The following is a 3,151-nucleotide window of genomic DNA, read 5'->3' as shown; positions in this document are numbered from 1 at the left end:
ACTACCCCACTCACGCGGGACCTGGCGATGGTATCCCCACCCCGCCGACCGTCCCCGCTCACGCTCGGGGGAACGTCTTCACACGCGGCCAAAGAGCTGCCGCACCCCACCGTCCTCAGCAACCGCACACAGCGCCATCCCCAACAGATCCAGAATCCGCTGAGGTGCCCGCACCGCAGCCTCCACCGATCCAGGATCGTCACGAACCACCAACGCAAACGACACCGACCGATCCGCCTCGCTCGGCATCCGCCTCACCAGCTGCCCGATCGCGGTATCGACATCCAACCCCGGCACGGTGGACGCACCCTTGACCTCGCCATAGAGCCGGTGGCCGTCCTTCTCGGCAACGATGTCGACGAAATCCACCTCGATACGGACCATCCACCCCTGGGACGACAACCACCCAAGTCCCGGGCCACGCGAGCCTCATCACCCCTCATACAGGACACGGTAAACCGGAAGCCTCAGTTCCGAACAACACCACAACGCAAGACACGTCCGGTGCGGCTATGCCACGACTCAGGCACACCCCGACAGATCATGCGATGAGATCGACGTAGCCCCTTCACGACCTTATCCGCGTCAATTCATGTAATCGACTGACTGCTAGCGAAATTCGTGTGCACGATGTTCGATGCCGCCGCAGAATCGGCCACGAAGCGGCTGCCGTCGATCATTCTCCCCGGTGTCGGCCGGGCGTCCGCACGCCCGAATCCGGGCCCAGGGTCGGGTCCGGGGCGGAGCGGTAGGAGCCCGGATCGATGGTCAGGTCTTCGGTGTCGGCAAAAACCAGCCGCCCGTCGTCGAGCGCGACCGCCCACCGATGCACCGGCGCCCAGGCGTGCCCACCACCGCCGCTGGGATCGGCCACCGCCGCATAATCCTCGACAACCTCACCGGTGAGATCGACCCCGGCGCTCCTGCGGACCAGCACCCGGACACCCACCGTCAACTCCGGGCCACCGACCGGCCTGTTGCTACTGTTTCGGGCCATGCTGATGCACCTCTTCGCTCGGCGAACTCCCGAGATCGAGCATAAGCACCACCCGGCCGGTACGCGACCCGACCTGCACGAACACCATTCACGATCGAACAGACTCCCAAGCAGTCGGCTGTCATCGTGCGGTCAAGCTCACATTTGTGCACAACACACGAATACTTATTTCCCAATTGATTACCCAAACATGTTCTCAATCAACATCTTTCAAAAGCGGCTCGAAACCGGACGAAACAGACACCCGCGCGCCGCCGACACCCCGGCGCCAGCACTCCCCGGCACGTCGCCGGCACCCCAATCGCAAACCGCGGACATGCCATCACAGCAGGTCACAGCACCATCACACCCGGCAAACCGACCCGTCACCCCCTGCCTGGAAAGCCCGACCGCCGCGGTGCCCTGAAACGGGATCGTGTGAACACGCCCGCTGACCTCGACGAGCAGGTAAACAAGGTCCGGGATGCGCTGCACGCCCTACGTCGAACCCTCCTCGCGCGAACAAAACCGCGGCCCACGGGTGCGGGGATCGTCGTCGACGCGGTGCCGCAATCGCAAGATCGTGGCCAGCAGGGAGTCTTCTGACATCGTTCGGATCGAGGACACCGCCTCCAGTCCCGTTCGGTTTTCGGCCGTCCGGGGTAATGGGGTGGTCAGGATGTTCGAGGTCGGTCCTCGGCGGAAGGTCCGGCTCGCCGGGACAGGGAGTGAGCGACCATGGCGCAGGGCACGGTGAAGTGGTTCAACGGCGAGAAGGGCTTCGGGTTCATCAGCCCGGACGACGGCGGCGCGGACCTCTTCGTCCAGTTCTCCGAGATTCAGTGCAGCGGGTACAAGTCGCTGCAGGAGAATCAGCGGGTCGAGTTCGAAGTCGGCCGGGGACAGAAGGGGAGCCAGGCCCAGAACGTGCGCCCCGCCTGAGCTGCACTGCACCGCGCGCAGGGATTCGAGCCGGATGCCCCTCGAAGCCCGGCAATGGGTGAGGGAAAGGATGCCCGAACGGCAACCGTCCATGGAGCAGGCAACGGAGCGTCGGACGGGATGAGCCCCATGCCCGAAAATGACGATAAGAGACCGGTTCATCGGTGGACGCCCCTCGCCGTGCGGATCGAGGCGGTCGAACACTTCGCGGACTGCGCCGAACACATACTGACCGTCACCGACCCGGCATGGTCCGACGTCGCGCACGACTACCGGCTGCTGGCCGTCAACAGTTCCCTTCGCCGCCAGCAGGACAGCATCCGGGCTGCCCTCCTGCCCAGCCGCCACGACTTGGGTCATCTGGCCGTGGCGTTTGTGCGCGCCGCCCTCGACGACGTGATGTATCTCCGGTTCTTCGCCTCGCTTGACCGCGGCCGGTCCCAGGAGTTGTTCGCGTCGATGAGCAACTTCGACTCCCTCCGGGCACTGCTCGCCCAGCGCAACTACATCGGGGACGAGGAGATGGCCCGGCTGTGGTACCCCAAACCCTTCCTCGACTGGGCCGTAGCCGGGAGCGAGGAAACCAGAGCCGTGCTGAGAACGCTGAAGAAGCAGTACGGATGGCCGGGCGGCCCTCTGCCGCCGGGGACGTGGGTCGCCGACCGTGCCGGGCAACGCGAGCTGTACGACTACCTGTCCGCGGCGTCGAGCCGGGCAGTGCACTTCTCCGCGGGCGAGATCATGCGCCGCGGCTGGATAGAACCGACCGGAAAGCTGGTCACCGACAAGCCCGCGTTTCGCGAGCACCTCGCCTGCTTCGCCCTCGACCAGCTGTGGCGGCTGTACCTCGACACCTGGCAGGTGCCGTGCCGATGCTCGAGCGCGCCGGGATCAGCAACGACCACTTCCTCCGCGACGACGAAATGATCACCGCCATCGCGTGTCTGCGGGAGAGCGGCTCGGTTCCTCTCGTGCACGCTCACGAGTGGAATCTGCCCCCGACGACCCCTTCGACCTGACAACAGGGACGCCCGGCGGCGCCAATGTTCGAAGATGCGCACCGACATGGGAGCGGTGTTCTTCGAGACAAACGAAAGTTCCGCGACCCCGACGCCCGCGAACCGACAGCGAGGCTGGTTTCGACGCGTAGGACCGCGGCCGTCGACGGTGGCTGTTCGGACGGTCCCGGGCATTAATGTGCCCCGACGTCGGGGGGTGACGCCGGGGCGGGGG

The 3,151-nt window shown here is 65.5% G+C and carries 4 protein-coding genes; 2 read left to right on the top strand and 2 right to left on the bottom strand.

Annotated elements, in window-relative coordinates; translation table 11 throughout:
- Window positions 1-78: 78 nt before the first annotated feature.
- A complete protein-coding gene (locus G9373_RS44915; protein WP_167121262.1) occupies window positions 79-384 on the bottom strand; it encodes a hypothetical protein in 306 nt (101 codons plus the stop codon).
- Window positions 385-676: 292 nt separating this feature from the next.
- A complete protein-coding gene (locus tag G9373_RS44910) occupies window positions 677-997 on the bottom strand; it encodes a hypothetical protein (RefSeq protein ID WP_167121260.1) in 321 nt (106 codons plus the stop codon).
- Window positions 998-1,714: 717 nt separating this feature from the next.
- Between G9373_RS44910 and G9373_RS44905 the strand changes: the two genes are divergently transcribed.
- Together G9373_RS44905 and G9373_RS44900 are read left to right on the top strand one after the other, a co-directional pair.
- A complete protein-coding gene (locus G9373_RS44905) occupies window positions 1,715-1,918 on the top strand; it encodes a cold-shock protein (protein ID WP_167121258.1) in 204 nt (67 codons plus the stop codon).
- Window positions 1,919-2,047: 129 nt separating this feature from the next.
- Window positions 2,048-2,845, top strand: a complete 798-nt coding sequence (locus G9373_RS44900) for a hypothetical protein (RefSeq protein ID WP_240961152.1) — start codon at window positions 2,048-2,050, stop codon at window positions 2,843-2,845.
- Window positions 2,846-3,151 lie beyond the last annotated feature (306 nt).

This window comes from Rhodococcus sp. A14 (assembly GCF_011603105.1).
Classification (GTDB): Bacteria; Actinomycetota; Actinomycetes; order Mycobacteriales; family Mycobacteriaceae; genus Rhodococcus_F; species Rhodococcus_F opacus.
Note: the sequence above shows the minus strand (reverse complement) of the source record. Positions and strands in the feature narration are given on the sequence as shown.